The sequence below is a fragment of the Caballeronia sp. LZ033 genome (assembly GCF_031451265.1).
Lineage (GTDB): Bacteria > Pseudomonadota > Gammaproteobacteria > Burkholderiales > Burkholderiaceae > Caballeronia.
Genome location: NZ_JARUXQ010000001.1, coordinates 1,117,751 through 1,144,322, shown reverse-complemented (window position 1 = coordinate 1,144,322; position 26,572 = coordinate 1,117,751). Strand labels below are relative to the sequence as shown.

18 protein-coding genes are annotated in these 26,572 nt (G+C 64.2%); 6 read left to right on the top strand and 12 right to left on the bottom strand.

Features of this window, described 5'->3' with window-relative positions:
• Positions 1 to 25: 25 nt before the first annotated feature.
• The 5 genes from QCE62_RS05105 to uvrB form a co-directional block, all read right to left on the bottom strand.
• The gene (locus QCE62_RS05105) at positions 26 to 1,429 is read right to left on the bottom strand and encodes a 4Fe-4S binding protein (protein WP_309915077.1); all 1,404 of its coding nucleotides are present in this window, start codon (positions 1,427 to 1,429) and stop codon (positions 26 to 28) included.
• Positions 1,426 to 2,277, bottom strand: coding sequence for an FTR1 family protein (locus tag QCE62_RS05100; RefSeq protein ID WP_309915074.1), 852 nt, complete (start codon positions 2,275 to 2,277; stop codon positions 1,426 to 1,428). The genes QCE62_RS05105 and QCE62_RS05100 overlap by 4 nt, the downstream gene beginning before the upstream one ends.
• 58 nt (positions 2,278 to 2,335) lie before the next feature.
• Positions 2,336 to 2,680, bottom strand: coding sequence for a cupredoxin domain-containing protein (locus QCE62_RS05095; protein ID WP_309807938.1), 345 nt, complete (start codon positions 2,678 to 2,680; stop codon positions 2,336 to 2,338).
• 55 nt (positions 2,681 to 2,735) lie between these two features.
• Complete coding sequence (locus QCE62_RS05090) at positions 2,736 to 3,281, bottom strand: iron transporter (RefSeq protein ID WP_309807937.1); 546 nt, start codon at positions 3,279 to 3,281, stop codon at positions 2,736 to 2,738.
• A 368-nt stretch (positions 3,282 to 3,649) separates the two neighbouring features.
• Complete coding sequence (gene uvrB, locus QCE62_RS05085) at positions 3,650 to 5,746, bottom strand: excinuclease ABC subunit UvrB (protein WP_309915071.1); 2,097 nt, start codon at positions 5,744 to 5,746, stop codon at positions 3,650 to 3,652.
• Positions 5,747 to 6,203: 457 nt separating this feature from the next.
• Between uvrB and QCE62_RS05080 the strand changes: the two genes are divergently transcribed.
• The gene (locus QCE62_RS05080) at positions 6,204 to 7,403 is read left to right on the top strand and encodes an amino acid aminotransferase (protein WP_309915068.1); all 1,200 of its coding nucleotides are present in this window, start codon (positions 6,204 to 6,206) and stop codon (positions 7,401 to 7,403) included.
• Between the two features lie 129 nt (positions 7,404 to 7,532).
• Here QCE62_RS05080 and QCE62_RS05075 read toward each other — a convergent pair whose 3' ends face one another.
• The 3 genes from QCE62_RS05075 to QCE62_RS05065 form a co-directional block, all read right to left on the bottom strand.
• Entirely contained in the window at positions 7,533 to 7,748 is a 216-nt protein-coding gene (locus tag QCE62_RS05075) for a hypothetical protein (RefSeq protein ID WP_309915065.1), read from the bottom strand.
• Between the two features lie 893 nt (positions 7,749 to 8,641).
• On the bottom strand, positions 8,642 to 10,054 hold the full coding sequence (locus tag QCE62_RS05070; RefSeq protein WP_309915062.1) for a lactate utilization protein B: 1,413 nt from the start codon (positions 10,052 to 10,054) through the stop codon (positions 8,642 to 8,644).
• Positions 10,055 to 10,077: 23 nt separating this feature from the next.
• Positions 10,078 to 10,812, bottom strand: coding sequence for a (Fe-S)-binding protein (locus QCE62_RS05065; protein ID WP_309915059.1), 735 nt, complete (start codon positions 10,810 to 10,812; stop codon positions 10,078 to 10,080).
• Positions 10,813 to 11,003: 191 nt separating this feature from the next.
• Between QCE62_RS05065 and QCE62_RS05060 the strand changes: the two genes are divergently transcribed.
• A complete protein-coding gene (locus QCE62_RS05060) occupies positions 11,004 to 11,828 on the top strand; it encodes an IclR family transcriptional regulator (RefSeq protein ID WP_309807930.1) in 825 nt (274 codons plus the stop codon).
• A 96-nt stretch (positions 11,829 to 11,924) separates the two neighbouring features.
• Here the strand turns inward: QCE62_RS05060 and pbpG are convergent, their stop codons facing one another.
• On the bottom strand, positions 11,925 to 13,127 hold the full coding sequence (pbpG, locus tag QCE62_RS05055) for a D-alanyl-D-alanine endopeptidase (protein WP_309915056.1): 1,203 nt from the start codon (positions 13,125 to 13,127) through the stop codon (positions 11,925 to 11,927).
• 792 nt (positions 13,128 to 13,919) lie between these two features.
• Between pbpG and QCE62_RS05050 the strand changes: the two genes are divergently transcribed.
• Positions 13,920 to 14,495 carry a phasin family protein gene (locus QCE62_RS05050; RefSeq protein WP_309807927.1) on the top strand — a complete coding sequence of 192 codons (576 nt, stop codon included), beginning with the start codon at positions 13,920 to 13,922 and terminating at the stop codon, positions 14,493 to 14,495.
• A 162-nt stretch (positions 14,496 to 14,657) separates the two neighbouring features.
• Here the strand turns inward: QCE62_RS05050 and lpdA are convergent, their stop codons facing one another.
• The 3 genes from lpdA to aceE all read right to left on the bottom strand — a co-directional run bounded on the left by lpdA (position 14,658) and on the right by aceE (position 21,230).
• Positions 14,658 to 16,730: a dihydrolipoyl dehydrogenase gene (gene lpdA / locus QCE62_RS05045; RefSeq protein WP_309915054.1), complete on the bottom strand. Its 2,073-nt coding sequence runs from the start codon at positions 16,728 to 16,730 to the stop codon at positions 14,658 to 14,660.
• A gap of 102 nt (positions 16,731 to 16,832) precedes the next feature.
• The gene (aceF, locus tag QCE62_RS05040) at positions 16,833 to 18,458 is read right to left on the bottom strand and encodes a dihydrolipoyllysine-residue acetyltransferase (protein ID WP_309915050.1); all 1,626 of its coding nucleotides are present in this window, start codon (positions 18,456 to 18,458) and stop codon (positions 16,833 to 16,835) included.
• Positions 18,459 to 18,536: 78 nt separating this feature from the next.
• Positions 18,537 to 21,230 (bottom strand): pyruvate dehydrogenase (acetyl-transferring), homodimeric type, encoded by a 2,694-nt coding sequence (aceE, locus tag QCE62_RS05035; protein ID WP_309915048.1) that lies wholly within the window; start codon positions 21,228 to 21,230, stop codon positions 18,537 to 18,539.
• Positions 21,231 to 21,508: 278 nt separating this feature from the next.
• Between aceE and fixL the strand changes: the two genes are divergently transcribed.
• The 3 genes from fixL to QCE62_RS05020 all read left to right on the top strand — a co-directional run bounded on the left by fixL (position 21,509) and on the right by QCE62_RS05020 (position 26,526).
• Positions 21,509 to 24,037 carry an oxygen sensor histidine kinase FixL gene (gene fixL, locus QCE62_RS05030; protein WP_309915045.1) on the top strand — a complete coding sequence of 843 codons (2,529 nt, stop codon included), beginning with the start codon at positions 21,509 to 21,511 and terminating at the stop codon, positions 24,035 to 24,037.
• On the top strand, positions 24,034 to 24,669 hold the full coding sequence (gene fixJ, locus QCE62_RS05025) for an oxygen response regulator transcription factor FixJ (protein WP_008350478.1): 636 nt from the start codon (positions 24,034 to 24,036) through the stop codon (positions 24,667 to 24,669). Before fixL ends, fixJ begins: the two co-directional genes overlap by 4 nt.
• A 486-nt stretch (positions 24,670 to 25,155) precedes the next feature.
• Positions 25,156 to 26,526: a DUF3300 domain-containing protein gene (locus QCE62_RS05020; RefSeq protein WP_409017846.1), complete on the top strand. Its 1,371-nt coding sequence runs from the start codon at positions 25,156 to 25,158 to the stop codon at positions 26,524 to 26,526.
• Positions 26,527 to 26,572 lie beyond the last annotated feature (46 nt).

Genomic DNA, 26,572 nt, shown 5'->3' with positions numbered 1-26,572 from the left:
GGCCGTCGGTCACGGCGTGGACGGTTTATCGGCTGAAGCCCCAGAACATCAGGTACCACGCGCTGTCCGCTACGGCCAGCGCAGCGACAAACCATACCATCGTGAGGACGCGCGGAACAAGCGTCGTGGCGTAGCGCCCCGTCACGCGCCACGCGAGCCACGCGCTCCATGCGTTCGCGATGAACAGCAGCGTGAGGCGCAGATCCGTCACCCACCAGAGCGGCAGCTGTTCGGCGCGCAGCAGCGAGACCGTGGTCGCCGACAAGCCCAGGAACACACCGCAGCCCGCCAGCGGAATCAGCGCGAGCGTCAGGTGATGCAGCCGCCTCGCTTCCATCTTGCCGAGCATGCGCGTGCCCGCCGCGAGCAGCGCGAGCAGCGCGGTGCCGTACACGAGCCCCGTCACGACGATATAGCCGATGACCATTGTGCCGTCGAGCCACGAGAAGACGTCGTTCTGCTCGGGGTAATGCGTGAAGAGGAACCACGGCGCGTTGGTGTCGAGCGGCCACAGAATGTTGTGGTCGATCAGCCAGCCGGCAAAGAACTGCTTCAGGTCGACGAACCACGTGCTGACAGTCCAGTGGAACGCGCCAATCGCGATGCCGAGCAGCCCGTACAGAATGAGCGCCGTGTCCCACGGATTCGCGGCCTTGTCGCCGAGCTTCACGACTTCCTCTGCGGGCGAGCGCCACGTGAGCGCAATGGCGTCGCGATGACCGCTGCAGCGGCCGCACATGTGGCAATCGGCGGCGCCCTTCATGTTGCGCAAGGGCACCAGCGGCGCGCAGTTGATCGGAATCACGCGATGGCCGTGCTCGCCCTGCTTGTACGAACGGCGCCACGCGTCTTCGCTGACCTTGAAGTGGAACGGGGCCAGCCGCGCGAGCAGCGTGAACACGCCGTTCACCGGACACAGGTACTTGCACCACACGCGCTTCTCGCGGCCATACAGCACGCCGATGATCATCGCCCCGACGGTCGAACCGCCGAGCACCAGCAGCACGGCCTTCGGATATTGATAGACGCTGACCATCTGGCCGTAGATGGTCGTCAGGCCGAACGCGACGAACGGCCAGCCGCCCCAGCGCATCCAGCGCGGAATGGCCCAGCCGCGGCCGAAGCGGCTCGCGAACTCGGTGAGCGCGCCCTCGGGACACAGTACGCCGCACCAGACGCGGCCGAGCATGACCATCGACAGCAGCACGAACGGCCACCAGATGCCCCAGAACACGAACTGTGCGGCGAGCGTCAGGTTGTTCCACAGATGCGCCGAGCCATCGGGCAGCGGCATCACGGCGGGAACGAGGATCAGAAACGCATACACGGCAACGACGACCCACTGAATCATCCGGATCGCGCTGCCGTGACGTTGCATCCATTGGCCGGCTTGCTGAAGCCGGCCGGGTTGAGGCATTACAGAACTCATGCTGGACGGCTTGCCGCCTTTTGTTTTTGCGCCATCTGATGATTCGAACGGCGCAGCAGAAGATAAATGACGATCCAGTACACGGCGTACGCCACGAGGTTCATGCCGGCCGGATGCGCGCGATAGCCCGTCAGTGTAGCGACCAGCGAGCCGAAGGTGCTCGAATCGTCGAGGAGCGCGGAGGTGTTCCACACCTGGTTGACGATGACCGGCAGCACTTCCATGTCAATCAATTTGTCCACGCCCGTCTCGAACAGACCGGCCGCGAGGAACAGCAGCATGATTTCCGTGACACGGAAGAAGGCGCGCCAGGAGAAGATCTTGCCGCCGAGTTGCAGCACGTAGAAGGTCAGCAGCGCGAGCCCGAAGCCCAGAATGATGGCCACGTATTGTGACGCGGCGACGTGCCCTGACTGACCGAAGCCGACGCCATACAGGAACACGGCCGTCTCGCTGCCCTCGCGCGCGATCGCCAGCGCGACCAGCAGCGCGATGCCCCACCAGTGTCCGTCCTGCGTGCTCTTCTGCAGCGAAATTTCCATGTCGCGCTTGAGCGTGCGGCCGTGACGCTTCATCCACAGTACCATCTGCACGATCAGCACGCACGCCACCAGCACCATCGCGGTCTGGAAGTAATCCTGCGCGTTGCCCGACAGCACTTCGGTGAAGCCGATCAGCGCGGCGCCCAGCGCCACCGCCGCAAGCAGCCCGATGACGACGCCGGCCCACAGATAAGGCAGGCCGCGGCGCGCCTGATGGTCGCCGTTCTTCAGCCACGCGTAGAGAATGCCGACGACGAGCAATGCCTCGACGCTCTCACGCCATACGATGAAAAGTACCTGCCCCATACCCAACCTCCAGCGATTCCACTTCAACCGGACGCGCACGCGGCGCGTCCAATACCCTTTACTTGGCGACGATCACGCCCTGCGCGCTCTGGTGAAAGTCGTCGAAAAACTTGTATTCGCCCGGATCCAGCGGCGCGATCACGACGAACGAATCCGCGCCCGGCGCGAGCACCTTTTCCTTGCGCAACTGCACGCTCTCGAACTCGGCCGCGCCCTTGCCGATGTTGTGCACCTCGATCTTGATGCGCTGCCCCGCCGGCACTTCGATACGCGCCGGATTCAGCTTGCCGTCGTTCATTTCGAGCTTGAACGTGGGCAGGTCGGCGGCGTGCGCCATGTTCATCCCGGCAGCGGCGGCGCACAGCGACATCGCGATCGCCGCCATCTGGCTTGTCAGTTTCATGCGAACTTCCTGATTAAGTACGCGCCCGGTCCGGGATGCCGGGCGCCACGGACGATCAGTAACCGCCCTTCTTGCCGATGCCCGCGAACGGGAAGTCGTATTCGATCGTGAACGGCTTGAACCACGGACCCACGCCGGTTTCCTTGTCGGTGTGACGGCCGAACGCCATATGGCCGGTTTCCGTCGGCGGCGCGATGTGCAGTTTCAGGTGGTACTTGCCCGGGCCGAAGAGCTTCACGTTGTCGCCATAGTGCGGGCCGTCGTTCGCGACCATCGCCATCAGGTCGCCCTTGACGGTCTGGGTCGTGCCCACCTTGCTCAGTTCATAGGTCACGTTGAGATAGGGCATCCAGTCGCCTTCGGCGAAACCCGTCGGGTTGTTCTTGACCGCGTGGATGTCCGCCTCGAGGTGGATATCCGAATCCGATGCCTTGCGCATCATGCCTTCCGGCGCCATCGTGATCGGCTGGAGGTAGACGGCGCCCGTTTCCATGCCGCCCTCGATATGCTGCTTGCCGATCGGATATTCCGCGGCCGACGCCGCCATCATTGCCGTAAGGCCCGCGGCGGCCACGAGGCCGCGCATCAACGTTGAACCCATAGATACTCCTTGTTGTTATCGACCGGCTCGGGGCGCCACGCGCGCCTGCTGCCCGGACATCAGGTCCGACTGCCGGATATCCGGACGATGCGCCGGACGGATTGAAAGTTTCTGCCAGGGATGGGCGATTCGAACGTCCACGGTGAGCAGCGCTAGCACAACTTTGTGAACGTTAATACGAACCATTCTCAAAGTTTGCCAAGTTTAGCATCGTTCGACACCCGGAACAATTTGAGCGGGCTTACAAACCCAGCGCCGACAAGGCTTTTCGCGGCATCGACAGGGCTTGCATGGCGCAAAAAAACGCGGCCGGCCCGCCGGGCCGCCGCGTATTTCAAACGAGGCCTCAAGAATCTATTACATAAGCCTTACATGCCGCCGGTTCCGGCCACGTGGTCGCCGACATTCGCGCCAAACACGCGTTGCCGCAGCAGCGCCAATTGGTCGCGGGTCTGCGCGGCCTTCTCGAATTCGAGATTCTTGGCGTGGTCCATCATCTGCTTTTCGAGCCGCTTGATTTCCTTGGCGATCTGCTTCTCGGACATGTCCTCGAATTTCGCGCGCGTCTGCGCTTCCTTCAGCTCGGCGCGGGCTTCGTCGGCGTTATAGACACCGTCGATGATGTCCTTGATGCGCTTCTCCACGCCGCGCGGCGTGATGCCCATCGCCTGGTTGTGCGCGATCTGCTTGGCGCGGCGCCGCTCGGTCTCGTCGATGGCACGCTTCATCGAGTCGGTCATGTTGTCGGCGTAGAGAATCGCCTTGCCGTTCACATTGCGCGCCGCCCGGCCGATGGTCTGGATCAGCGAGCGCTCGGCGCGCAGGAAGCCTTCCTTGTCGGCGTCGAGAATCGCGACGAGCGAGACCTCCGGAATGTCCAGCCCTTCGCGCAGCAGGTTGATGCCGACCAGCACGTCGAAGGTGCCGAGCCGCAGGTCGCGGATGATTTCCACGCGCTCCACCGTGTCGATGTCGCTATGCAGGTAGCGCACCTTCACGCCGTGATCGGCGAGGAACTCGGTCAGCTGTTCGGCCATGCGCTTGGTGAGCGTGGTGACGAGCACGCGTTCATGCACGGCGACGCGCGCGTTGATCTCGGAGAGCACGTCGTCCACCTGCGAACGCGCGGGACGCACTTCGATTTCCGGATCGACCAGCCCGGTCGGGCGCACGAGCTGCTCGGCCACCTGCCCGGCCTTGCCCTTTTCATAGTCAGCGGGCGTGGCCGAGACGAACACCGCCTGACGCATCTTGCGCTCGAACTCGTTGAACTTGAGCGGCCGGTTGTCGAGCGCGCACGGCAGCCGGAAACCGTAGTCGACGAGATTCTCCTTGCGCGCGCGGTCGCCGTTGTACATGCCGTTCAACTGGCCGATCAGCACGTGCGATTCGTCGAGCAGCATCAGCGCGTCGGACGGCAGGTAGTCGACGAGCGTCGGCGGCGGCTCGCCGGGCATTGCGCCGGAGAAGTGCCGCGAGTAGTTCTCGATGCCCTTGCAGAAGCCGAGCTCCTGCAGCATCTCCAGGTCGAAGCGGGTGCGCTGCTCCAGCCGCTGCGCCTCGACCAGCTTGCCCTGCTCGTAGAAGAACTCGAGCCGTTCGCGCAGTTCGTCCTTGATGGCCTCGACGGCGCGCATCACGGTGTCGCGCGGCGTCACGTAGTGCGACGACGGATACACGGTGAAACGCGGAATCTTGTTGCGCACGCGGCCGGTGAGCGGATCGAACAGATGCATGGCTTCGACTTCGTCGTCGAACAGTTCCACGCGCACGGCCATTTCCGCGTGTTCCGCCGGAAAAATGTCGATGGTGTCGCCGCGCACGCGGAAGGTGCCGCGCGAGAAGTCGGCTTCGTTGCGCGTGTACTGCATCGCGATCAGGCGCGCGATGATGTCGCGCTGGCCGAGCTTGTCGCCGGTGCGCAGCGTCAGGATCATGCGATGGTATTCGGACGGATTGCCGATACCGTAGATCGCCGACACGGTGGCCACGATCACCACGTCGCGCCGTTCGAGCAGGCTCTTGGTGGCGGAGAGCCGCATCTGCTCGATGTGGTCGTTGATTGACGAATCCTTCTCGATGAACAGGTCGCGCTGCGGCACGTACGCTTCCGGCTGGTAGTAGTCGTAGTACGAGACGAAGTACTCGACCGCATTGCGCGGGAAGAATTCGCGGAACTCGGCGTAGAGCTGCGCGGCAAGCGTCTTGTTCGGCGCGAATACGATAGCCGGACGGCCCATGCGGGCGATCACGTTGGCCATCGTGAAGGTCTTGCCGGAGCCGGTCACGCCGAGCAGCGTCTGGAACGAGAGACCGTCCTCGATCCCTTCCACCAGTTTCGCGATGGCTTCGGGCTGGTCGCCCGCGGGCAGATACGGCTGATAGAGCTGGAACGGCGAGCCGTCGAAGGTGACGAACTTCGATTCGTCCAGTTCTTCGGGAGAGTCGATGAGAGTGTCGGACATGGAGATTCGATGCGTCGTCGCCGGAGCAAACACTTATTCTAGCGGCTGCCGAAAACACGCGCGGCCCGGCGGATGGGAGCGCGCGGCGGTCGGGACTGACGGCGCGGCGCCTGAGTCCATAGCACATTGGGACCGTGCCGCCGATCTCAAGCATCGGCCTTGCGGCCCTTTTTGACGACGCGCGCGGAATCGGTCGAACTGACCACGGCGTGAAAAACACGCGCTCTCGGCAAGGTGGCGGCAAAAAGCCGGGCCGGATTCGCTACAATGTGCGACTGTGCTCGACGGCGGGCAACGGACATTTCTCGCAGCGGCGCAGCATGCCGCGCTGCAGGGACCGCCGAAGACGCCACGCGGGCATCGTCCCCGTTCCGGGCTGGCTTCGCGCCAGTTTCGCGCTCCTTGGCCTTCCGGGCGCCACTCCGCCGCACCGTCTTTTTCTCACTGCCGATAGATCATGTCTCTTTTCTCTGCCGTCGAACTCGCTCCCCGTGACCCCATCCTGGGCCTCAACGAAGCCTTCAACGCCGACACGCGCGCCACCAAAGTCAATCTGGGCGTCGGTGTCTACACCAACGAGGAAGGCAAGATTCCGCTGCTGCGCGCCGTGCGCGAAGCCGAAAAGGCACGCGTCGATGCCGCCCTGCCGCGCGGCTACCTGCCGATCGACGGCATCGCCGCCTATGACGCCGCCGTGCAGGCGCTGCTGCTCGGCCAGGACTCGCCGCTGATCGCTGCGGGCCGCGTCGTCACGGCGCAAGCGCTGGGCGGCACGGGCGCGCTGAAGATCGGCGCGGACTTCCTGAAGCGCCTGAACCCGAACGCCAAGGTCGCGATCAGCGATCCGAGCTGGGAAAACCATCGCGCGCTGTTCGAAGGCGCCGGCTTCGAAGTCGTCAACTACCCGTACTACGAAGCCGCCACGCACGGCGTGAACTTCGACGCCATGCTGGCCGCGCTGAACAGCTACGCCGCGGGCACGGTGGTCGTGCTGCACGCGTGCTGCCACAACCCGACGGGCGTCGACCTCTCGGACGCGCAGTGGAAGCAGATCGTCGAAGTCGTGAAGGCGCGCGAGCTCGTGCCCTTCCTCGACATGGCCTATCAGGGCTTCGCGGAAAACATCGAGGCGGACTCGGCCGCCGTGCGCCTGTTCGCGGGCGCTGAACTGAACGTGTTCGTGTCGTCGTCGTTCTCGAAGTCGTTCTCGCTGTATGGCGAACGCGTCGGCGCGCTGTCGATCATCACCACCAGCAAGGAAGAGTCGGCGCGCGTGCTCTCGCAACTGAAGCGCGTGATCCGCACCAACTATTCGAACCCGCCGACGCACGGCGGCTCGATCGTCGCGGCCGTGCTGGCCTCGCCGCAACTGCGCGCGACCTGGGAACAGGAACTCGGCGAAATGCGCGACCGCATCCGCGCCATGCGCAACGGCCTCGTCGAGCGCCTGAAGGCGAGCGGCGTCGATCGCGACTTCTCGTTCGTCAATCAGCAGCGCGGCATGTTCTCGTACTCGGGCCTGACGTCGGCGCAAGTCGACCGTCTGCGCGAAGAGTTCGGCATCTATGCCGTCAGCACGGGCCGCATCTGCGTGGCCGCGCTGAACACGCGCAACCTCGACGCCGTCGCGACCGCGGTGGCCGCCGTGCTGAAGTAAGGCTGTTCCCGGACGTTCGGTCGCTGCGGCGGCCGGACGAAGAAATGGCGCCCTGCGTGAATCGCATGGGCGCCATTTTTTTTGTGCGCTGCCTTCATGTGTTGCCTTTGTGCGCTGCCTTATTGCGCGCTACAGCGTGCGGGGTGCGTCCGGGATCGTGGCGGCATCGTCCGCTTCGACGAAACCGTATGAAATCGCCCGCGCCAGTTCGGCGCTCACGCTCGCGACGTCGGTCTGTTCCTGGCGCACGCCGGCCGCGGCGTGGCTGCCCGCTTGCATGCAAAAGGCCAACGCGATGGGCAGCAGCATCACCACGGGCCAGTAAGTCGATATTGTCTTTCTCATTTGGACTACCTCGATTCGATGTCGGAGCGAAGCGAACGCCCACTTGCCGACACTCGAAATGTTACGGAAATGAGAGAATCTTAAAAAGGTATTGAAAAGCAAAGCTTTGTTGCAGCCGGGGCAACAAGGCCCCGCCGACGATGCCCCCGGAAACGCAGGTTCATACGGCGAACCGCAGTCATAAAGGCTTACAAAGTTGTCGGGACATCGGGCCATCGGGCGTGTCTTAATAAGACACGCTCCAACGAATTATTCCAAGATCATGAAATCCGCAGTCGCTGGTCTTTTGTTCGCCTCGTCCGCCGCGCTTCTCGGCGGTTGCGCGGCTTATCCCGATGCCGGCGGGTACTACGGCGGCGGCTATCCCGCCACCGCGTATGACACGCCCGGCTACGACGGTTATTACGGCGGTCCGCCCGTCGTGCAGCCTGGCGTGGTCGTAGGCGGCGGGTACTACTACGGCGGCCCGGGTCCAGGTCGCTATTGGGACGACGGCCCCGGCTGGCGCCGTCCGCCGCCCGGCGGATGGAACGGCGGCTGGAATAACCGTCCGCCGCCGAACCGCGGCAACGGTGGTCCTCCGCCGCAAGCCGGTGGCGGGCACGGCGGGCCGCCTCCCCAGGCGGGCGGTGGACGTCCAGGCGGACCTCCGCCTCAGGCCAACGGCGGGGCTTTGCCGCGAGCAGTCGGCGGGCCGCCGATGCGGCCTCAAGCCGCACCGCCGCCATCGAACCCGGGCGGCAATCAGGGTGGCAACCGTGGCGGTGGTGGAGGCAACAGTGGCGGCAATGGCGGCCGCTGGCACAACGGGCCTGTCGGCAACTGAGTTCGCTACCCGGACACCAAAGAACGGCGCCCGACGACAAGTCGGGCGCCGTTTTTCGTTACAGCGCTCAGCCCAGATGCGACCGCTGCGCCTTGTACAGCTCGCGAAAGGTCCGGCCGACGGGCGCCGGCATGTCGCGCGTTGCGGTCCAGGCGGCGCCGAGCGGCAGGCGTGCAATCGACCGGTTCTTGCCGCCCATGCGCTCCAGCACGCGCACCGCGAGTTTCGTGAACAGCGAATAGGCAGTCGGATGCTTCGCGAGATAGCCCCACACGGTGAGCCCGGCGCGCTCCTTCCACGGGCGCAGGCGCCGCTCCATCTGCTTCTCGCGCAGCTTGCGCAGCAGGTCCGACAGCGGAATCCCCACCGGACACACGCTGTTGCACTCGCCGCATAGCGTGGCGGCCTGCGGCAGGTCGAGCGCGCGGTCGATGCCCACATACGCCGGCGTCAGCACCGATCCCATCGGCCCGGGATACACCCAGCCGTACGCATGTCCGCCGATCTTCTGATACACCGGACAGTGGTTCATGCACGCGCCGCAGCGGATGCAGCGCAGCATCTCCTGGAACTCGCCGCCGATCAGCCCGGTGCGCCCGCCATCGACGAGCACGAAGTACATGTGCTCGGGACCGTCGGTGTCATCCGGAGCACGCGGACCGGTCAGCAGCGAGAAATAGTTCGACACCGTCTGTCCGGTCGCCGAGCGCGGCAGCAGGCGCATGGCGGTCGCCAGATCCTCGAGCGTCGGCAGCACCTTCTCGATGCCCGTCACCGCGACATGCACGCGCGGCATCACCGTACACATGCCTTCGTTGCCCTCGTTCGTGACGACCGCCACCGAACCCGTTTCCGCGATCAAAAAATTGCCGCCGGTCACGCCCATGTCCGCCGACATGAAATGCGGCCGCAGCACCTCGCGCGCCTCGCGCGTCATTTCGGGAATGTCGGTCAGGCGCGGCTTGTGGTGCGTCTTCGCGAAGAGATCGGCGATCTCGTCCTTATCCTTGTGCACGACCGGCGCGATGATGTGGCTCGGCGGCTCGTTGTCGTTGATCTGCAGGATGTATTCGCCGAGATCGGTTTCGATCGACTGCACGCCCATCTCGCCCAGCACGCGATTGAGCTGCATCTCTTCCGACACCATCGACTTGGTCTTGATGACCTTCTTCACGTCGTGCTTGCGCGCGATCTCGGCCACCAGCCGCGCGGCGTCCTGCGTCGATTCGGCGTACAGCACGGTGGCGCCGCGCCGGGTTGCTTCGCGCTCGAAGGTGTCGAGCCAGACATCGAGATTCTCCAGCGCCCGGTTGCGCCGTTCCTTCAACGCCGCGCGCGTCGCCTCGAAGTCGATGTCGCGCACCGCGTTCGCCCGCCCGGTGACGAACTTCGTCGACAGCTTCTTGAGGTTCTGTTGCAGGCGTTCGTCCGCGAGCTTGCTGCCGGCGCGCGCCTTGAACTGCATCGTCTGAACTTGCATGGGGAGTGCTCCGTCCGCTGCCGTCAGGCGCCGGCCGGCGCGTCGCCGGCAAGCACCTGCGCGATGTGCAGCACGCGTGTCGTGGTATCGCCGGTGCGGCGCAGCCGGCCTTCGATGTTCAGCATGCAGCCGAGATCGCCCAGCACGACCGCATCCGCCCCGCTCGCCCGGATGTTGGCGCATTTTTCGTCGACGATCGCCGTCGAGATGTCGCCGTACTTCACCGCGAAGGTGCCGCCGAAACCGCAGCAATGCTCGCAGGCCGCCATTTCCGTCACGGGCACGCCTGCCTGCGACAACAGCTCGCGCGGCTGGGTCTTCACGCCCAGTTCACGCAGGCCGGAGCAGGAATCGTGATAGGTCGCGGTGCCGTCGAAGCCCGCGGGTTCCATCCGCGCCTGCGCGATCGTCACGAGGAAATCGGTCAGTTCGAACACACGCGGCTGAAGCCTGGCGAAGCGGCTCATCAACTGGGGATCGTCGCGGAACAGGTCGCCGTAATGCGCGCGGATCATGCCGCCGCAGGAACCGGACGGCACCACGACATAGTCGAACTGCTCGAATTCGCGCAACGTCTTTTCGGCCAGGTCGCGGGCCAGCGGGCGATCGCCGGAATTGTAGGCAGGCTGGCCGCAGCAGGTCTGCAACGGCGGCACGACGACCTCGAAGCCCGCGCGCTCGATCAGCTTGATCGCGGAGAAGCCGATCTCGGGGCGCATCATGTCGACGAGACATGTCACGAATAAACCGACTCGCATGGGGGGCGTTTCCTGTTTTGTAGAGTGATGTGAACGCCCGGCAATTATCCGTGAAAACGCCGCCGCGCCGGCCCGTTCACCGCGATTCGCACGAGCGGCTCGTCCGTCGCAGGCAAATGGCCTGCTTGCCTTTTCACGATACGAGATACAATTGCATTTCCGCTGTTTGACGCATCAACCGATTTTTCACGATGAGCGATACGAACCCGGATTCAAAGACCTCCATTCAGGTGATCGAACGCATGATGCGTCTGCTCGACGCACTCGCCGATCACACCGATCCCGTCAGTCTCAAAGAACTGTCGCAGAGCACCGAGCTGCATCCGTCCACCGCGCACCGCATTCTCAATGACATGGTGCTGTGCCGGCTCGTCGACCGCTCGGATCCCGGCACGTACCGGCTGGGCATGCGCCTGCTCGAACTCGGCAATCTGGTGAAGGCGCGCCTTTCCGTGCGCGAAGCCGCGATGCCGCCGATGCGCGAACTGCATCGCCAGACGGGCCAGACGGTCAACCTGTCGGTGCGTCAGGGCGACGAGATCGTCTATATCGAGCGCGCCTACTCGGAGCGCTCGGGCATGCAGGTGGTGCGGGCAATTGGCGGGCGGGCGCCGCTGCATCTCACGTCGGTGGGCAAGCTGTTCCTCGCCGCCGACGAAGCCACGCGCGTGCGCGCTTACGCGACGCGCACGGGGCTGTCGGGACACACGCAGAACAGCATCACCGATCTCGCGAAGCTCGAACGCGAACTGCTGCTGGTGCGCCAGCAGTCCTGCGCGCGTGACAACGAGGAGCTTGAACTGGGTGTGCGCTGCATCGCGGCGGGCATCTACGACGATACCGGCAGGCTGGTTGCGGGGCTGTCGCTGTCGGCGCCCGCCGACCGGCTGCAGGACGCGTGGCTCAAGCAGCTGAGCCACACGGCGCTGGAGATTTCACGCTCGCTCGGCTATCACCCGGAGCAGGCCGCCGCGGAGGCGCAGCAGGCACAGCACGGCGCGCATGCGCATCGCTGAACCGTCTTGACTGCGTAAATGAAAAGGGGATTCGTCTTTCGACGAATCCCCTTTTTTGCTTTTCAAGCCTGGCCGATGCGCCGGGCTTGATCCAGCTTACGGATTCGCGCCGCCGCCCATGTCGGCGCTCATGATGTGCGGTTCGCCGAGCGTGTCGAGATACGAGCGCAGACGGCCGGCATCCGCGAAGCGCGAATACTTGCCGTAGGAATCGAGCAGCACCATCACAACCGGACGGCCGTGAACCGTTGCCTGCATCACCAGGCACTCGCCCGCTTCGTTGATGAACCCGGTCTTCTGCAGGCCGATGTCCCACGACGCGTTGCGGATCAGCGCATTCGTGCTGTTGTAGGCGAGATTGCGCTTGCCGGTGAAGACGTCGTAGCTGCGATCGGTCGAGAACTTGCGGATCAGCGGGTACTGATACGCGGCGTTGACCATCTTGGCGAGGTCACGTGCGCTCGACACGTTCTGGCTGGTGAGGCCGGTGGAATTCTCGAAGTGGGTATCGCTCATGCCGAGCGACTTCGCCTTCGCATTCATTGCGGCGATGAACGCCGGACGTCCGCCCGGGTAATAACGGGACAACGCGGCTGCGGCACGGTTTTCCGACGCCATCAGCGCGATGTGCAGCATGTCCTCGCGATTCAGCACCGAACCGACCGACAGACGCGAGCCGGTGAACTTCTCGTAATCGCGATCTTCGTCGGTGACGGAGATGTCCTCGGTGAGCGGTGCGTGCGAGTCGAGCACGACCATGGCCGTCATCAGCTTGGTGATCGAAGCGATCGGCACGACGGCGCGCGAATTCTTGTCGAAGAGCGTTTCGGAGGTGTTCTGGTCGATCACATAAGCCACGCTCGAACGCAGCGCGAGGCTGTCGGGCGTGTCATGCAGACCGAATGCCTGTCCCACCGAAGGCGAACGCGGCTGGAACGCCACCGCGTGGACCGCGGCGCGCCGGGCGTGCGGCTCCATGCGATACGCGACACGGCGCTTGCGCGACGCGCGCGGCGCGTCGTCATCGTCGTTCGCGGCGGCGACCTTGGCAGCCTTCGCCGGCTTGGGCGATTTCAGCGCGGTCTTCGCGGCACGTGCAGGCTTGGCGGCCTTGGTGACGGATGGTGTCGATTGGGCGGATTTCTTGACGGTCTTGCTGGCGGTTGCAGTCTTTGCGAGGGCTTCAGCCGGAGCCGCTGCGAAGGACGTCGCTACTGCGATGGAGACAGCGAGCGACAGCGCGGATCGCACTGCGACGCCATGCACCACCTTCAACGACGAAAACATTTCGGTTTTCATTAGTGTTCTGTTGGGCGGCTGGAGGGTACCGCCAAGTGTAGTGAAGCTACGAAATTTAAGCAATATTAAGCACTTATCGGTGCTCTTTAAACCGAGTTGTAAGCCGTGATTGCGTAATATCGATGACGAAACGCACTCCGATCGGAAAAAACGATCATTCCGGCAGAAGATTGCTGCAAGAGCGCGCTTTTACTACATGATGACAAGCGCTCTATCGGCAATACTTTCCGTGACTTTAGTCAAACGCTTAACAACGCGTCAGCGAGAACGAGGTTTTCGAAACGGGGACGGGTGTCGGAAGCGCGGCGGACAGCGCACAGCGGGTCGGACAGCCGAGATGTTAACGGTTCTTCACGATTTTGGTGTACGCCGTAAGGCCAAAAGTAAGACGAGCCGTTTAAATAAGCTGTGCGCGGTTGCGCCGCGGCAAGCTATTCGCCGAATGGACCGGTCCGGCGCGCGCGCTAATTCCAAACATCAAAGTTTCATCGAAGCGTGATTTCATCAGCATCACGCTCCCGCCGACCGCCTGCACGCTTGATTCCAATGTGGTGCACAAGGGTTTTCACGGACGTCCGCAAGCCCCTGAACGTTACTTGTAAGTCTCTGTTTAAACTGAGTTTTATCCCGTTTGTGCGATGCACAAAAAGAGCTTGACATCGTTCGGGATATCACTAAAATGGCTTTCATGTTGCGACGCACCAATCGCAGTTGCACTGAACCGGCAACGGTTGTCGCCGGATCTACCCAAACCACGACCCGCGTTGATGGGTCGGCCATCAGGAGCCTGAGATGACGCTGTTGACCCCCGAGCAAATCGCCGCTGCCCAGAAAGCCAACTTCGACACGCTGTTCGGTCTGACGAACAAGGCGTTCGAAGGCGTCGAAAAGCTGGTTGAACTGAATCTGCAAGTCGTGAAGTCCACGCTGGCCGAAAGCCAGGAAAACGCGCAACGCGCGCTGTCGGTGAAGGACGCACAGGAACTGCTCGCGCTGCAAGCCAGCCTGACGCAGCCGGTCGCGGAAAAGGTCCTGTCGTATGGCCGTCACCTGTACGAAATCGCATCGGCCACGCAAGCCGAATTCGCCCGCGTCGCGGAAGTGCAGTACGAAGAACAGAACCGCAAGGTGCAAACGCTCGTCGACAACGTCGCGAAGAACGCACCCGCTGGTTCGGAAACGGCTGTCGCCGTGATGAAGTCGGCCATCACCGCCGCCAACACCACGTACGAAACGGTCCACAAGGCAACGAAGCAAGCCGTCGAGATCGCTGAAAGCAACTTCAACGCAGCCGCCACGGCCGCCACGAAGGCTGCTACGCAAGCGACCGAACAAGCTTCGCGCGTCGCCAAGAAGTCGGTTGCCTAAGTTTGCTGCCGGGCCTCGCCCCGGCTGACTGACGAAGCACCAGCAGAACCCGGCCACTGTGCCGGGTTTTTTATTGCCCGTGCCACACAAGACGTCGCGCATAAAAAAGGCGCGCTCCCTTGCAGGAGCGCGCCTTTTGCGTTGGTTCAACGCGTAGCGAACTTACTTCTTGCGCTGCGGCGGCAAGTCCGTGCAGACGCCTTCATACAGCTCCGCCGCCATCCCGACCGATTCGCCGAGCGTCGGATGCGGATGGATCGTCTTGCCAATATCCGTGGCATCCGCGCCCATCTCGATCGCGAGGCACACTTCGCTGATCAGGTCGCCCGCATTCAGACCGACGATACCGCCGCCGATCACGCGATGTGTTTCCTCGTCGAAGATCAGCTTGGTGAAGCCCTCGTCGCGGCCATTGGCGATCGCGCGGCCCGAAGCGGCCCACGGGAACACCGCCTTGCCGAACTTGATGCCTTCCGCCTTGCACTGCTCTTCCGTCTTGCCGGCCCAGGCCACTTCCGGATCGGTATAGGCCACCGACGGAATCTGCAGCGCATCGAAGTACGCCTTCTCGCCGTGCGCCGCTTCCGCCGCGACGTGGCCTTCATGCACGGCCTTGTGCGCGAGCATCGGCTGGCCGACCAGGTCGCCGATCGCGAAGATGTGCGGCACGTTGGTGCGCATCTGCTTGTCGACGTTGATGAAGCCGCGCTCCGTCACCGCCACGCCCGCCTTGTCCGCGCTGATCTTGCCGCCGTTCGGGCTGCGGCCCACCGCGAGCAGCACGAGGTCGTAGCGTTGCGGCTCGGCCGGCGCCTTCTCGCCTTCGAAGGTCACGTAGATGCCGTCTTCCTTCGCTTCGGCCTTCGTGGTCTTCGTCTTCAGCATGACGTTGCCGAAGCGCTTGGCGTTGAACTTTTCCCAGACCTTCACGAGGTCGCGGTCCGCTCCTTGCATCAGGCCGTCGAGCATTTCGACGACGTCGATATCGGCGCCGAGCGTCGAATAGACGGTGGCCATTTCGAGGCCGATGATGCCGCCGCCCACCACCAGCATGCGCTTGGGCAGCTGACGCAATTCCAGCGCGCCGGTCGAATCGACGACCCGCGGATCGTCCGGGAAGAACGGCAGCTTCACGGCCTGCGAACCGGCCGCGATGATCGCCTGCTTGAACTTGACGACCTTCTTGCCGTCGGCGCCCTGCACTTCCATGTGATGCGGATCGACGAAATTGCCGACGCCCGTCACCACCTGCACCTTGCGCGCTTTCGCCATGCCGGCGAGGCCGCCGGTCAGCTTCTTGACGACGCCTTCCTTGAAGCCGCGCAGCTTGTCGAGGTCGATCTTCGGCTCGCCGAAGCTGATGCCGTGCGCGGCGAGTTCGGCGGCTTCGTCGATGACGAGCGCAGTGTGCAGCAGCGCCTTCGACGGAATGCAGCCGACATTCAGACACACGCCGCCAAGCGTCGCATAACGCTCGACGAGTACGGTCTTCATGCCGAGGTCGGCGGCGCGGAAGGCCGCCGAATAGCCGCCGGGACCGGCGCCGAGCACGAGCATGTCGCATTCGACATCGGCCGCGCCGGCGTAGGAGCCGGCCTGCGGCGCCGGAGCCGGAGGTGCGGATTGCGCCGAAGCCGGTGCCGCGGCAGGAGCCGGAGCCGCCTTCTGCGGTGCGGCCGCAGCAGCCGCGCCGCCTTCCAGCGTCAGGACCAGCGTGCCTTCCGACACGTTGTCGCCGACCTTGACCTTCACTTCCTTGACGGTGCCGGCAGCGGGCGAAGGCACGTCCATCGTGGCCTTGTCGGATTCGAGCGTGATGAGCGACTGCTCCTTCTCGACCGTGTCGCCTGGCTTCACGTGCACTTCGATGACCGGAATGTCCTTGAAGTCGCCGATATCCGGCACCTTCACGTCCTGCACGGCGCCGCCCGAAGGCGCAGCCGGTGTCGACGCCGCAGGTGCCGCAGCCGGAGCCGCCGCGGGTGCGGCAGCCGCGCCTTCGGTCTCGATCATCGCGATGACCGTGCCCTGCGAAACCTTGTCGCCCTGCTTGACCTTCACTTCCTTGATCGTGCCGGCCGCGTCGGCGGGCACTTCCATCGTGGCCTTGTCGGTTTCGAGCGTGATGACGCCCTGTTCCTTCTCGATGCGGTCGCCGGCCTGGATATGGATTTCGATGACATCGACATCGGAGAAGTCGCCGATGTCGGGTACTTTCAGTTCGACGAGACTCATGGTGTCCCCTAAGAAAAGAGCGGTTGGACCGGACATTACCGGTCCCCGTCGGTCGGCCGCGGTCCCGGACCCGCAGGTCCGGATGCGGCCCCGATCAAAAGATCAAAGAATGACGCGACGGAAATCGCCCAGAATCGCCGACAGATACGCGTTGAAGCGCGCGGCCTCGGCGCCGTCGATGACGCGATGGTCATACGACAGCGACAGCGGCAGCGTGAGGCGCGGCACGAACTGCTTGCCGTCCCACACGGGCTTCATCTGACCGCGCGACAGGCCGAGGATCGCGACTTCGGGCGCGTTGATGATCGGCGTGAAGTTGGTTCCGCCGATACCGCCCAGCGACGAGATCGAGAAGCAGCCGCCCTGCATCTGGTCGGGCTTGAGCTTGCCGTCGCGCGCCGCCTTCGACAGGTCCGCCATTTCCTTCGCGATGTCGACGAGACCCTTCTTGTCGGCGTCGCGGATCACCGGAACGACGAGGCCGTTCGGCGTATCGGCCGCGAAACCGACGTGGTAGTACTGCTTGAAGACAAGGTTGTCGCCGTCGAGGCTGGCGTTGAAGGTCGGGAACTTCTTCAGTGCGGACACCACGGCCTTGATGACGAACGCCAGCATCGTGAACTTCACGCCGGCCTTCTCGTGCTCCTTGTTGAGCTTGACGCGCAGTTCTTCGAGCTCGGTGATGTCCGCTTCGTCGTTGTTCGTGACGTGCGGAATCATGACCCAGTTGCGATGCAGGTTCGCGCCCGAGATCTTCTTGATGCGCGACAGCGGCTTCGGATCGACCGGGCCGAACTTCGTGAAATCGACCTTCGGCCACGGCAGCAAGCCGAGTTCGCCGCCACCGCCGCCGGCCGGAGCGGCCGCTGCGGGCGCCGCGCCCTGACCCGACATCACGCCCTTCACGAAGCTCGTGATGTCCTGCTGCGTGATGCGGCCCTTCGGACCCGTGCCGCGCACGCGCGCCACATCCACGCCGAGTTCGCGCGCGAACTTGCGCACCGAAGGCGATGCATGGCTCGACGAACGCGTGCCGTCGCCGGCAGGCATCACGGGCGCCTGCGCGAGCGCGGACGGCGCTTCCTTCGCGGGCGCCGGTTTGGCCGGTGCATCAGGCGCCGCTTCGGTCTTCGCGGCCGGAGCGGGCGCAGCGGCCGGTGCCGATGCACCTGCGCCGCCTTCCAGCACGAGAATCAGCGTGCCTTCGGAGACGTTGTCGCCGATCTTGACCTTCAGTTCCTTGACGGTGCCCGCGGCAGGCGACGGCACGTCCATCGTGGCCTTGTCGGATTCGAGCGTGACGAGCGACTGTTCCTTCTCGACCGTATCGCCGACCTTGACCGCGATCTCGATGACCGGAATGTCCTTGAAGTCGCCGATGTCCGGCACCTTCACTTCGACCACGCCGCCGCCCGAACCAGCGGCGGCGGGCGCCGGCGCGGCGGCCGCTTCCTGCTTCGTTTCTTCCTTCTTCGGCGCTTCGGCGGCGCCGCCTTCCAGCACGACGATCAGCGTGCCTTCCGACACGTTGTCGCCGACCTTGACCTTCACTTCCTTGACGGTGCCGGCGGCGGAACTGGGCACGTCCATCGTCGCCTTGTCGGACTCGAGCGTGACGAGCGACTGCTCGGCCTCGACGGTGTCACCCGGCTTGACCAGAACCTCGATCACCGGAATGTCCTTGAAATCGCCGATGTCCGGCACTTTGACTTCGATCGCTTGACTCATTATTAGTGTCTCCTGGTTGCACGCGGCCTCTCTCCGCTTCGGAAAGAGGCCACGTCACAACACACGGGGGCGATGCCTTTAGACGGTCATCGGGTTGGGTTTGGACGGGTCGAGGTTGTACTTCTTGATCGCCTCGCCGACGACCTTGCGCTCGATCGTGCCTTCGTCGGCGAGCGCGTTGAGCGCAGCCAGCGTGACCCAGTAGCGGTCGACCTCGAAGAAGTGGCGCAGCGCCTCGCGCGTGTCCGAGCGGCCGTAGCCGTCGGTGCCGAGCACCACGAACTTCTGCGGCACGAACGCGCGGATCTGGTCCGTCAGCGCCCGGACGTAGTCGGTCGATGCAATCACCGGACCCTTAGCGCCCGTCAGCAGCCTGGTCACGTGCGGCACGCGCTTCTCTTCCGCCGGATGCAGCAGGTTGTAGCGCTCGATGGCCTGGCCTTCGCGGGCGAGTTCGGTGAAGCTCGGCACGCTCCACAGGTCGGCGGACACGCCCCAGTCGTTCTTCAGCAGGTCGGCGGCGGCGATCACTTCATTGAAGATCGTGCCCGCGCCCATCAGCTGGACGTGCGCCTTCGCCGGCGCCTCGGACTTCCTGAACGCGTACATGCCCTTGATGATGTCGGCCGCCACGGCGTCACCTTGCGGAATCGCCGGGTGCTCGTAGTTCTCGTTCATCACCGTGATGTAGTAGTACACGTCTTCCTGGTCCGCGACCATGCGGCGCAGGCCGTCCTGCATGATGACCGCGAGTTCGTAGCCGAAGGTCGGGTCGTAGCTCACGCAGTTCGGGACGGACGCCGCCCACAGCAGCGAGTGGCCGTCTTCGTGCTGCAGGCCTTCGCCGTTGAGCGTCGTGCGGCCCGCGGTGCCGCCCAGCAGGAAGCCGCGCGAACGCATGTCGCCCGCGGCCCAGGCCAGGTCGCCGATGCGCTGGAAGCCGAACATCGAATAGAAGATGTAGAACGGGATCATGATCTCGCCGTGCGTCGAGTACGACGTCGCGGCTGCGATCCAGTCACACATGCCCCCTGCTTCGTTGATGCCTTCCTGCAGGATCTGGCCGGTCTCCGATTCCTTGTAGAACATCAGCTGGTCGGAGTCTTCCGGAATGTACTTCTGGCCGTCCTGATTCCAGATGCCGATCTGGCGGAACAGGCCTTCCATGCCGAAGGTACGCGACTCGTCCGGCACGATCGGCACGATGCGCTTGCCGATGGCCTTGTCCTTCAACAGGATGTTGAGCACGCGCACGAAGGCCATCGTCGTGGAGATTTCGCGGCCTTCGCCCGTGCCCTTGAGCAGCGGCTCGAACGCGCTGAGCGCCGGCACCGGCAGCGATTCCGCCTTCTCGCGGCGCGCCGGCAGATAGCCGCCCAGGTCCATGCGCTTCTGGCGCATGTATTCCAGTTCCTTCGAGCCTTCCTCGAACGTGAGGTACGGCACGTCGGCGATCTGTTCGTCGGTCAGCGGCAGGCGGAACTGGTCGCGGAATTTCTTCAGCGTGTCGATCGGCAGCTTCTTCTGCTGGTGCGTGATGTTCATCGCCTGGCCGTGCTCGCCCATGCCATAGCCCTTGATGGTCTTGGCGAGGATGACGGTCGGCGCGCCCTTCGTCTTGGTGGCGGCGTCGAAGGCGGCGTAGATCTTGTGCGGGTCGTGGCCGCCGCGGTTCAGGTTCCAGATGTCTTCATCGGACCAGTCGGACACCAGCGCCTTCAGTTCCGGCGTGTTGAAGAAGTGCTCGCGCACGAACGCGCCCGACTCCGACTTGTAGGTCTGGTACTCGCCGTCGACGACGTCCATCATGCGGCGCATCAGCGCGCCCGTCTTGTCGCGTGCGAACAGCGCATCCCAGCGGCTGCCCCAGATCACCTTGATGACGTTCCAGCCGGCGCCGCGGAACTCGCTTTCGAGTTCCTGGATGATCTTGCCGTTGCCGCGCACCGGGCCGTCCAGACGCTGCAGGTTGCAGTTGATGACGAACACGAGGTTGTCGAGACGCTCGCGGCCGGCCATGCCGATCGCGCCGAGCGATTCCGGCTCGTCCGTCTCGCCGTCGCCGAGGAACGCCCAGACCTTGCGGCCTTCGGTCTTCGCGATGCCGCGCGCCGCCATGTACTTCATGAAGCGCGCCTGATAGATGGCCATGATCGGGCCGAGGCCCATCGACACGGTCGGGAACTGCCAGAAGTCCGGCATCAGCCACGGATGCGGATACGACGAGATGCCCTCGCCGCCCACTTCCTGGCGGAAGTTGTTGAGTTGCTTCTCGGTCAGGCGGCCGAGCAGGAACGCGCGCGAGTACACGCCCGGCGACGAGTGGCCCTGCACGAACACGAGGTCGCCGCCGTGATCTTTCGACGGTGCGTGCCAGAAGTGGTTGAAGCCGACGTCATAGAGCGTCGCGGCCGACGCGAACGAGGCGATGTGGCCGCCGACGTTGGTGTCCTTGCCCGCGCGCAGCACCATGGCGATGGCGTTCCAGCGTGTGTACGAGCGAATCCGGTGTTCGACGTCCTGGTCGCCCGGAATCTTCGACTGCGAGGCGACGGGGATCGTGTTGATGTACGGCGTGTTCGCCGAGAACGGCAGGTGCTCGCCATGCACGCGAGCGAATTCGATTTGTTTCTCGATCAGGTAGTGCGCGCGATCAGGGCCGACCGCGGAAATCACGCCGTCGAGCGCCTCGAGCCATTCGGCGGTTTCCTGGGGATCGTCGTCCTTGGCGTTGGCGACATATTTGAGAACTTCGTCGGGTACAGCGGACATGCTCGTCTCCTGATGTGAGGAACACTCTTGAACCACTGGCGCGCGCCCGTAAAAAAGCGGGCCCGGCCGCGTGCCGGCAATTCTAAAGAGGGTCTGGATCAAGACGCAAGGAATTTTTCAAATCATGAGAGCTAATCTCATAATACGAAAAAATGCTGCAATGCACCGTCCGGTAAGGCTTTTTTATCAGACGTTTCTCCTCCTTTTGCCGCGTTTGGGCGGTCTTCCCTGTCTTTTTACGCCAATTAACAATCAGGTGCTGCGTTACAATCGCACGCATGTTGACCGAACGGCTGATCAAACGCTCGGCGAAGGGCGGGCGCAAGCCGTCTGACTCGTCGTCTACCCGCTGGCACCACGGCCCGTGGTGGTCGAACTCCTATTTGCTCACGCCGCTCATCTCGATCCTGGTGTTTCTGGTCGTGATGAGCCTGATCCTGTGGAGCCTCAACCGGCGCGAACAGCAACAGCAGGAAGACACGCTGTATCGCAATGTGGCGTGGGCGCAGCAGCAGATCCGCCTGTCGATGACAGGCGCGCAGGAACAGATCCAGGCGCTCGCGCGCGACATTGCCGGCGGTCACGGCGATCCGCAGAACTTCCAGACCGCATCCACCGACATCATGCAGGGGCATCCCGAGATCCTCTACATGAACTGGTACACCAGCGAGCACAAGCCGCGCTGGCCCAATACGCCGCTGCCGCTGCTCGGATCGCGTCTCGCGAAGCCCAACGAAACGCAGATGGACGAGGCCGTGCAGGCAGCCTTCGACGAAGCCCGCAACACGCGCCGCCAGGTCTATTCGCCGCTGCTGTACGACGACCTCGGCAATGGCTACATCACCCTGCAGACGCCGGTCTTCCGCGACCGCGAGTTTCTCGGCTCGATCGCCGCGGTGTTTTCGATCGAAGGCATCCTGAAGCACGACATTCCGAGCGAACTGTCGGCGAAGTACAAGATCTCCATCACCGACCTGAACAACCGCGAGCTCGCGACCACGTCGAGCCGCCCGCGCCTGCCGCGCGACATGTTCTATGACCTGCCGCTCGATCCGCCGGGACAGGGTTTGTCGGTGCGCGTCTATTCGTATCCGCAGCTCACCAACTTCACCAACAACACGCTGGTGTGGCTCGTCGCCGGCCTGTCGTGCTTCGTGCTGTGGAGCCTGTGGAGTCTCTGGAAGCACACCCGCCAGCGTTTCGAGGCGCAGCAGGCGCTCTACGCCGAGGCCTTCTTCCGCCGCGCGATGGAAAACTCCGTGCTGATCGGCATGCGCGTGCTCGACATGCACGGCCGCATCACGCACGTGAATCCCGCTTTCTGCCGCATGACGGGCTGGGACGAAAGCGATCTGGTCGGCAAGAACGCGCCGTTCCCCTACTGGCCGCGCGACGCCTATCCGGAAATGCAGCGCCAGCTCGACATGACCCTGCGCGGCAAGGCGCCCTCGTCCGGCTTCGAGCTGCGCGTGCGCCGCAAGGACGGCTCGTTCTTCCATGCGCGCCTGTACGTTTCGCCGCTGATCGACAGCTCTGGACGCCAGACCGGCTGGATGTCGTCGATGACCGACATCACCGAACCGAAACGCGCCCGCGAGGAACTCGCCGCCGCGCACGAACGCTTCACCACGGTGCTCGAAAGCCTCGACGCCGCCGTCTCCGTGCTCGCCGCCGACGAAGCCGAACTGCTGTTCGCGAACCGCTATTACCGGCATCTGTTCGGCATTCGGCCGGACGGCCATCTGGAGCTCGCGGGCGCCGCGTTCGACGGCACCTCGCAGAGTTCGTCGGACACCATCGACATGGTCGACACCTACGCCGGCCTGCCCGCCACCGCGCTCACCGAAAGCTCGGCGGACGCGCAGGAAGTGTATGTCGAGGGCATCCAGAAATGGTTCGAGGTGCGCCGCCAGTACATCCAGTGGGTCGACGGCCATCTCGCGCAGATGCAGATCGCCACCGACATCACGCAGCGCAAGCAGGCGCAGGAACTCGCGCACCAGCAAGAGGAAAAGCTCCAGTTCACGAGCCGCCTGATGACGATGGGCGAAATGGCGTCCTCGCTCGCCCACGAACTGAACCAGCCGCTCGCCGCCATCAACAATTACTGCTCGGGTTGCGTCGCGCTGGTCAAATCCGGCCGCATGACACAGGAAACGCTGCTGCCGGCGCTCGAAAAAACCGCCCAGCAAGCGGTCCGCGCAGGCATGATCATCAAGCGCATCCGCGAGTTCGTGAAGCGCTCGGAACCGAAACGCCAGGCCACGCGCGTTGCGGATATCGTCGCGGATGCGGTGGGTCTCGCCGAGATCGAAGCGCGCAAACGCAAGATCCGCATCGTCACGGAAATCCGCTCGCGCATGCCGGTGATCTACGTTGATCCGGTTTTGATCGAACAAGTGTTGGTGAACCTGTTGAAAAACGCAGCGGAAGCGATGCATGATGCGAAACCACATGCCATCGATCCGGTGATCCGCGTCATCGTGCAGCGCATGGACGGCGGCTTTGTCTGCATCAGCGTGGTCGACCAGGGCCCGGGCGTGGACGAAGCCACCGCCGAGCGCCTGTTCGAACCGTTTTACAGCACCAAGTCCGATGGCATGGGCATGGGGCTGAATATCTGCCGCTCGATCATCGAATCGCATCGCGGAAGACTTTGGGTGGTCAACAACGTCGAGGCGGACGGTCACGTGACCGGCGCGACCTTCCACTGCAGCCTGCCGATCGGCCAGGTGGATGGTTCGGGCACGGACGGATCCGCTCAAGACGAACATACGAGACAACAAACCGTTACGGGAGAACTATGAGCACAGTCACCACTCAGGAAACCGTCTTCGTCGTGGATGATGACGAAGCGGTGCGCGATTCCTTGCGCTGGCTGCTCGAGGCAAACGGCTATCGCGTGCAGTGCTTTTCGAGCGCCGAGTCCTTCCTCGACGTGTACCTGCCGATCGCCCATTCCGGCGCGATCTCGTGCCTGATCCTCGACGTGCGCATGGCCGGCATGACGGGGCTCGAGCTGCAGGAAAAGCTGATCGCCGAAAACTCGCTGCTGCCGATCATTTTCGTGACGGGTCACGGCGACGTGCCGATGGCCGTTTCGACCATGAAGAAAGGCGCGATGGATTTCATCGAGAAGCCTTTCGACGAAGCCGAACTGCGCAAGCTGGTCGAGCGCATGCTCGAGAAGGCGCGCAGCGAAAGCACCAGCGTGCAGCAGCAGCGCGCCGCCGCCGAGCGGCTCGGCAAGCTCACGGCGCGCGAGCATCAGGTGCTGGAACGCATCATCGCCGGGCGGCTCAACAAGCAGATCGCCGACGATCTCGGCATCAGCATCAAGACCGTCGAGGCGCATCGCGCGAACATCATGGAGAAGCTCTCCGTGAATACCGTCGCCGACCTGCTGCGCCTCGCGCTCTCCAACAAGCCGCAGCAGTAAGCGCGCGCTTCCCCTCACGCGGCCGGCATCGACATGCCGGCCGCGTTGTCATGGTGCGCCGGTTCCGGCACGCCTCCACGCTCCCTTTCCCCGATCTGAATTGCGTTGTCCGTAACAGTGAAACGTGATATTTCCTCAATCACGTTGACACACCTTGGGGCCCGAACGTAACGTCTGCGGGCCTTAACTACCGGACAACGTCATGCGCGACAAGACGTCCCTCGCGTCCTGGCTCGGCCAGCAAACGTTTGGCATCGCGGCCGCTGGGCCCGATGCCGAGCATCTCCTGCTTCCCTCTCCCTCACCTGTCGCGGGCATCGCGCACCGGAGGACCTGATCGTGGAACGCAATCCTTCCCATCCGCCGGCGAACGGCTCGCCATCGCGCAAGCGCACGGTCCGCATCGTAGCGCTCAGCGCGGCGCTGGTCGCCGCGCCCGTCGCGGTCCAGTATCTGCATCCGTACTATGCGCAGGCTCAGGCGCAGGTGCCGGCTCAGGTGCCGGCTCAGGTGCCGGCGCAGGCGTCTCCGCAGCCCGTCGCGGCAAGCTCCATGCAGAAGCTCTCCAGCCAGCAGCTCGATGCATTGACCGCGCCGGTCGCGCTCTATCCCGATGCCCTGCTGGCGCAGGTGCTGATGGCGTCGACCTATCCCGCGCAAGTCACTGACGCGGATGCGTGGGCCAAGGCCAACACGAACCTCAAGGGCGACGATGCCGTGCGCGCCGTGCAATCCCAGCCATGGGATCCGAGCGTGCAATCGCTGGTGGCCTTCCCGCAGGCGCTCGCGACCCTGGCTTCCAAAATCGACTGGACCGCGCAGCTCGGCAATGCGTTCATCGCGCAGCCCAGCGACGTGATGGACTCCGTCCAGCGTCTGCGGCGCGCGGCGCAAGGCGCGGGCAACCTGAAGAGCAACGAGCAGCAGACCGTCGTGGTGCAGCAGGCGCCGAGCACCACCAGCACCGTCAGCACGACCAGGATCGAAATCGTGCCGGCCAATCCGCAGGTGGTCTACGTGCCGACCTACAACCCGACGGTCGTCTACGGCGCGTGGCCCTATCCGGCCTATCCGCCGGTCTACGTGCCGCCCCCGCCCGGCTACGCCATCGCGACCGGCTTCGTGTCGGGCCTGGCCTTTGGCGCGGGCATCGCGGTCGCCAATTCGCTGTGGGGCAACTGCGACTGGAATCACGGCGACGTCAACGTCAACGTGAACCGCTACAACAACATCAACGTGAACAACCGCATCAATGCGAACAGCAACAACGTGCGCTGGAATCGCAACGATCCGCAGTTCAACCGCAACAACCTGGGCAGCCGGCAGAACAGCTTCAACAACGGCAACCTCGGCGCGAATGCCGGCCAGTTCCGCGGCCGCGAGGACGCACGCGCGCAGGCTGCGCAGACGCTGCAGCAGCGCACCGGCCAGAACCTCAATCAGACGGCCAGCCAGCGCGCGCAGAGCATCCGCCAGGGCGGCGGTCAGAATGCGCTCAACCGCAGCGACCTCCAGCAGCGCGCGCAGAGCGTCAACCGCGACAATGCGCTGCGCGGCGCCGGCGACGGCAACGCCGCGCGGCAGGACATGCAGCGCGGTCAGGCGAGCCGGCAGTCGTACGCAAACCGGACGCAAAGCCGGCCCGGCGCGAACGGCGGCGGCGTGCAGCGCCAAGGCGGCGGTCTGGGCGGCGGCGGTGGCGGCGTGCAGCGCCAGGGCGGCGGTCTCGGCAGCGGCGGTGGCGGCATACAGCACGAAGGCGGCGGACTGGGCGGCGGTGGTGGCGGAATACAGCATCCGGGCGGCTTCGGCGGCGGCGGTGGATTCCATGGCGGCGGAGGTTTCCATCGCCGTTGATGACCCCATCCCTGCCTACGCGCCGCGCATGCGGCGAACGCCCGCT

Bases quoted from the DNA above. Each gene is read 5' to 3' on its own strand.
- QCE62_RS05080 (WP_309915068.1), top strand. From the start codon at position 6,204: ATGTCTCTTTTCTCTGCCGTCGAACTCGCTCCCCGTGACCCCATCCTG.
- fixL (WP_309915045.1), top strand. From the start codon at position 21,509: ATGTTGACCGAACGGCTGATCAAACGCTCGGCGAAGGGCGGGCGCAAG.
- aceF (WP_309915050.1), bottom strand. From the start codon at position 18,458: ATGAGTCAAGCGATCGAAGTCAAAGTGCCGGACATCGGCGATTTCAAG.
- pbpG (WP_309915056.1), bottom strand. From the start codon at position 13,127: ATGAAAACCGAAATGTTTTCGTCGTTGAAGGTGGTGCATGGCGTCGCA.
- QCE62_RS05050 (WP_309807927.1), top strand. From the start codon at position 13,920: ATGACGCTGTTGACCCCCGAGCAAATCGCCGCTGCCCAGAAAGCCAAC.
- QCE62_RS05060 (WP_309807930.1), top strand. From the start codon at position 11,004: ATGAGCGATACGAACCCGGATTCAAAGACCTCCATTCAGGTGATCGAA.
- QCE62_RS05095 (WP_309807938.1), bottom strand. From the start codon at position 2,680: ATGAAACTGACAAGCCAGATGGCGGCGATCGCGATGTCGCTGTGCGCC.
- QCE62_RS05065 (WP_309915059.1), bottom strand. From the start codon at position 10,812: ATGCGAGTCGGTTTATTCGTGACATGTCTCGTCGACATGATGCGCCCC.
- lpdA (WP_309915054.1), bottom strand. From the start codon at position 16,730: ATGAGTCTCGTCGAACTGAAAGTACCCGACATCGGCGACTTCTCCGAT.
- QCE62_RS05090 (WP_309807937.1), bottom strand. From the start codon at position 3,281: ATGGGTTCAACGTTGATGCGCGGCCTCGTGGCCGCCGCGGGCCTTACG.
- QCE62_RS05070 (WP_309915062.1), bottom strand. From the start codon at position 10,054: ATGCAAGTTCAGACGATGCAGTTCAAGGCGCGCGCCGGCAGCAAGCTC.
- QCE62_RS05100 (WP_309915074.1), bottom strand. From the start codon at position 2,277: ATGGGGCAGGTACTTTTCATCGTATGGCGTGAGAGCGTCGAGGCATTG.
- QCE62_RS05105 (WP_309915077.1), bottom strand. From the start codon at position 1,429: ATGAGTTCTGTAATGCCTCAACCCGGCCGGCTTCAGCAAGCCGGCCAA.
- fixJ (WP_008350478.1), top strand. From the start codon at position 24,034: ATGAGCACAGTCACCACTCAGGAAACCGTCTTCGTCGTGGATGATGAC.
- uvrB (WP_309915071.1), bottom strand. From the start codon at position 5,746: ATGTCCGACACTCTCATCGACTCTCCCGAAGAACTGGACGAATCGAAG.
- QCE62_RS05075 (WP_309915065.1), bottom strand. From the start codon at position 7,748: ATGAGAAAGACAATATCGACTTACTGGCCCGTGGTGATGCTGCTGCCC.
- aceE (WP_309915048.1), bottom strand. From the start codon at position 21,230: ATGTCCGCTGTACCCGACGAAGTTCTCAAATATGTCGCCAACGCCAAG.